Annotated in this window: 4 protein-coding genes and 1 tRNA gene; 1 reads left to right on the plus strand and 4 read right to left on the minus strand. The window is 67.1% G+C overall.

Translation table 11 applies throughout. The annotated features are described in order from the left end of the window. Together V7E05_RS13800 and argS are read right to left on the minus strand one after the other, a co-directional pair. Window positions 1–945 (minus strand): diaminopimelate decarboxylase family protein (locus tag V7E05_RS13800; protein WP_333620210.1); only part of this gene is annotated, 945 nt, incomplete at its 3' end. Continuing rightward, on the minus strand, window positions 942–2594 hold the full coding sequence (gene argS / locus V7E05_RS13805) for an arginine--tRNA ligase (RefSeq protein ID WP_333620211.1): 1653 nt from the start codon (window positions 2592–2594) through the stop codon (window positions 942–944). The genes argS and V7E05_RS13800, both read right to left, overlap by 4 nt. A gap of 165 nt (window positions 2595–2759) precedes the next feature. On the opposite strand from argS, the gene V7E05_RS13810 reads away from it, so the two are divergent. Further along, window positions 2760–2832, plus strand: a tRNA-Arg gene (locus tag V7E05_RS13810). A gap of 103 nt (window positions 2833–2935) precedes the next feature. On the opposite strand, the gene V7E05_RS13815 is transcribed toward V7E05_RS13810, so the two are convergent. Both V7E05_RS13815 and V7E05_RS13820 read right to left on the minus strand, forming a co-directional pair. After that, window positions 2936–3424: a MarR family winged helix-turn-helix transcriptional regulator gene (locus tag V7E05_RS13815; RefSeq protein WP_333620212.1), complete on the minus strand. Its 489-nt coding sequence runs from the start codon at window positions 3422–3424 to the stop codon at window positions 2936–2938. A 90-nt stretch (window positions 3425–3514) separates the two neighbouring features. Then, a partial coding sequence (locus tag V7E05_RS13820; RefSeq protein WP_442891687.1) for an ATP-binding protein occupies window positions 3515–4055 on the minus strand: 541 nt, incomplete at its 5' end.

Raw genomic sequence — 4055 nt, forward strand, 5'->3', positions numbered from 1 at the left:
GAATTCGGCCGCCTGCTTCGCGACGTTTTCGAGGAGCTTCTGGGCGAGCTCGGAGACGGCAGGCGGGTTGTCCTCCGTGGTGTAGCTGATGCCGAGTCCGCCGCCGAGATCGACGGTGTCGACATCGGCGAGGGCTTCTAGACCGTAGGCGTCGCGCACCTCGGCCATGAGGCCGATGACCCGACGGGCAGCGAGCTCGAAGCCGTCGAACTCGAAGATCTGCGAACCGATGTGGCTGTGCAGGCCCGTGAACCGGAGGTTTTCCGCGGCGAGGACCGCTCCGACGGCGTCGAGCGCCTTGCCGCCGGCGAGCGAGAAGCCGAACTTCTGATCCTCGTGCGCGGTGGCGATGAACTCATGGGTGTGCGCCTCGACGCCGACCGTGACCCGCAGGAAGACGTCCTGGACTGTCCCGTTCTCGGCGGCGATGTCGTCGAGCAGGGCGATCTCGTCCGGTGCGTCGAGAACGATGTGCCCGACGCTTGAGCGCGCGGCGAGTTCGAGCTCGGCGACGGACTTGTTGTTGCCGTGCATCGTGATGCGCTCGGTGGGGAATCCGGCGCGTAGCGCTATGGCGAGCTCACCCCCTGAGGCGACGTCGAGAGCGAGCCCCTCTTCCTTGATCCACCGCGCGGTCTCGGTGCAGAGGAACGCCTTCGAGGCGTAGTGCACGCGGTCCCCTCCGCCGAATGCCTCGGCGAGCTCGCGGCAGCGGGAGCGGAAATCGTCTTCGTCCACGACGAAGAGCGGCGTGCCGTACTCGGCGGCGAGCTCGTTGACGTCGCAGCCGGCGATCTCCACCGCGCCCGTGTCGGGGTTACGCGTGGCATTCTTCGGCCACACCGCCTCGTCGAGTCGCATGAGCTCGTTCGCGTCCGCGGGCCGCTCCCCGATGCTCGGGGCGTGCGGGTACTCGTGCCGCGGGCCGGCGGGGTGCGCGCTCACATCCGCTCCGGTGCGGAGACGCCGACGAGCCCGAGCCCGTTGGCGAGCGTCTGGCGGGCCGCGGCACACAGCGCGAGCCGTGCGGTGTGGATCTCGCCGGGTTCCTCGTCGCCCTGCGGGAGGACGCGGACGCGGTCGTAGAAGCGGTGGTAGGAGGCGGCGAGGTCCTCGAGGAAGCGCGAGATCCGGTGGGGCTCGCGGAGCTCGGCGGCCGTGGCGACGATCCCCGGAAACTCCGCGATGGTGCGGATCAACTTGCCTTCGTACTCGTCGGTGAGCAGCGAGGTGTCCGCGCCCTCCGCCGACAGCCCGAGCGCCTCGGCGTTGCGCGCGAGGGAGCTCAGGCGCGCGTGCGCGTACTGGACGTAGTACACCGGGTTGTCGCTGGTCGCCGAGGCCCAGAGCGCGAGGTCGATGTCCATAGTGTTGTCCACGGATGAACGGATGAGGGCGTAGCGGGCCGCGTCGACGCCGATCGCCTCGACGAGGTCGTCGAGGGTGATCACGGTGCCGGCGCGCTTCGACATGCGCACCGGCTTGCCGTTGCGGACGAGGTTGACCATCTGGCCGATGAGCACCTCGATCGTTGCCGGATCCTCGCCGAGCGCGGCGGCCGCGGCCTTGAGGCGCGCGATGTAGCCGTGATGGTCGGCGCCGAGCATGTAAATCGCGAGGTCGAAGCCACGCGAGCGCTTGTCGAGGTAGTAGGCGATGTCGCCGGCGATGTAGGCGGCGTCCCCGTCCGACTTGATGACGACGCGATCCTTGTCGTCCCCGAACGCGGTGGAGCGGAGCCACCAGGCGCCGTCGGATTCGTAGAGGTTGCCGTTGCCCTTGAGCGTCTCGATCGCCTTGTCCACCTGGCCGGACTCGAACATCGAGTTCTCGTGGGTGTAGACGTCGAAGACCGTGCCGAACTCGGCGAGGGTCCTCTTGATGTGGGCGAACATGAGCTCGACGCCCACCGAGCGGAATACCTCGTGCCGCTCCTCCTCGGGCAGCTCGAGGGCGCCGGGGTGCTCGGCGAGCACGTCCGCCGCGATCTCGTTGATGTACTCGCCGGCGTAGCCGTCCTCGGGCACGGGCTCGCCCTTGGCTGCCGCGATGAGAGAGCGCGTGAACCTGTCGATCTGCGCGCCGTGGTCGTTGAAGTAGTACTCGCGAGTGACGTCGGCTCCCTGAGCCGCCAGGATACGGCCGAGGGCATCGCCGACCGCTGCCCAGCGGGTCCCGCCGAGGTGGATCGGCCCTGTCGGGTTTGCGGACACGAACTCCAGGTTGATCTTGAGGCCCGAGTACTTCTCTCCCGTGCCGAAGCCCGCGCCGGCCGCGAGCACCTCGTCGACGAGGCGGCCCTGCGCGCCGGTGTCGAGGCGGATGTTGATGAAGCCGGGGCCGGCGATCTCGGTCTCCGCGATTCCGGCGTCCTCTGCGAGCGCGCCGGCGACCTGCTCGGCGAACTCCCGGGGGTTGGTGCCGATCTTCTTGGCCAGCTGGAGCGCGATGTTCGTGGCGTAGTCGCCGTGTTCGGGGTTGCGGGGACGCTCGACCGTCACCTGCGCGGGGACGACCGAGGTATCGCCGCCGCGAGCCTCGACGGCGTCGAGCACGACGGATCTGATGACGGTGGCGAGTTCGGCTGGGGTCACGATGGATCATCCTATTAGGTGGAGGCGAGTTTTTCGGCCTCGGCCCCTGCACTCGTTCCCGCGGCCCCGCGAATCGGAGTTCCCCGCGGCCGGTGCTACAGTAGCTAGGCATCAGGGACCGATTTATCGCGCATTTCGTGGTGATGGATCGGTTTTTCCGTGCTCGCCCTCGTAGCTCAGGGGATAGAGCGTTGGTTTCCGGTACCAAAGGTCAGGGGTTCGATTCCCTTCGGGGGCACGGAAAACCCCCTCCTACCAGCGGGATTTCGCTGGCGGGAGGGGGGTTCTTTTTGATTTGTGCCGGATCGGCGGAGTCCGCCCGATCTGCCTTTTCGCAGAAGTCAGGGCGTCGAACCGGGGATGACGATCCCTTCTTTCTCCCCGACCTTTTCGATGACCCGCGAGAAGATCCGATCGAGGGTGCGGAGTTCTTCCTCGTCGAGGCCATCGATGTAGACGCTTCGCACCAGCTCGACATGCTGCGGCGCAACCGCCTCGAGCGCTTCCTGCCCCAGCGAAGTGAGCCCGACCATGGTGCCGCGGCCGTCCGTTTCGCAGGCGTTCTTCTCGACGAGCCCGCGCTTTTCCATCCGGCGCACTTGGTGGGAGACGCGGCTGCGGTCCCAGCCGAGTCGCTCGCCGAGGGTGCGCGCGCGAAGGCCCAGCTCATCGCCTTCGGAGAGGGTCACGAGAACGCTGTAGTCCGAGAGCGAAAGACCCGCGTCGCGTTCGAGCTGCCTATCGACGGCGAGATCCATGAGCTGATGGAACTGCAGGGTGCGCCGCCACAGCCGTTGTTCTTCCTCGGTCAACCAGCGCGCATCGTCCATGGCGGCAATGTTAATTAACGTCCCCGGAAAACCTGCCATCCGCGGCGGCCGAACGCCCACTTCGGGGTTGCGACAGTCCGAGCACGGGCCCTAGCCGAGGGAATGCCGAGCGGCGTCCCCGATCGCGGAGAAACGGGCTTCATCACAGGTCAGCACAATGATCTGGGCCGATTTTCCCGCCTCGTTGAGCACGGACGCCATGGCCTTGCGCCGCTGTGGGTCGGTGTAGCCCATCGTGTCGTCGAGGAAAACGGGGACGCTATTACCTCCGACGAGCATGACGCAGACGAGTCGGGTGAGGATCGCGAACTGCTCCTTCGCTCCGCCCGACAACTTTCCGTAGTCCACCGTGAGGTCGTCGAGCCTGCGCGCAGTGACACCGAGGTCGTCCCCGAGAGAGACATCGAAATCCTCGCCGAACACGATCTGACCGTAGTGCCGCAGCTTGTCGCGTAGCGGAGCGGAATACCTCTCGATGACGGCGCTGCGGTGCTTGTCGAGCGTACGGAAGAGCAGGTCCGCGGAGTCGGCGCGCGAGCGCATGGCATCGCGCCGGGACTCGATTTCGCGGAGCGCGATCTCTGCATCGTGAAGAGCCGTGCCGAGCCCCTGGCCGCTCTTGTAGCGAACC

The sequence above is a fragment of the Dietzia sp. genome (assembly GCF_036741115.1).
In the GTDB taxonomy this organism is placed as follows: Bacteria; Actinomycetota; Actinomycetes; order Mycobacteriales; family Mycobacteriaceae; genus Dietzia.

Coding starts and splice junctions, on each gene's coding strand:
- V7E05_RS13815 (WP_333620212.1), bottom strand. CDS start 3,424: ATGGACGATGCGCGCTGGTTGACCGAGGAAGAACAACGGCTGTGGCGG.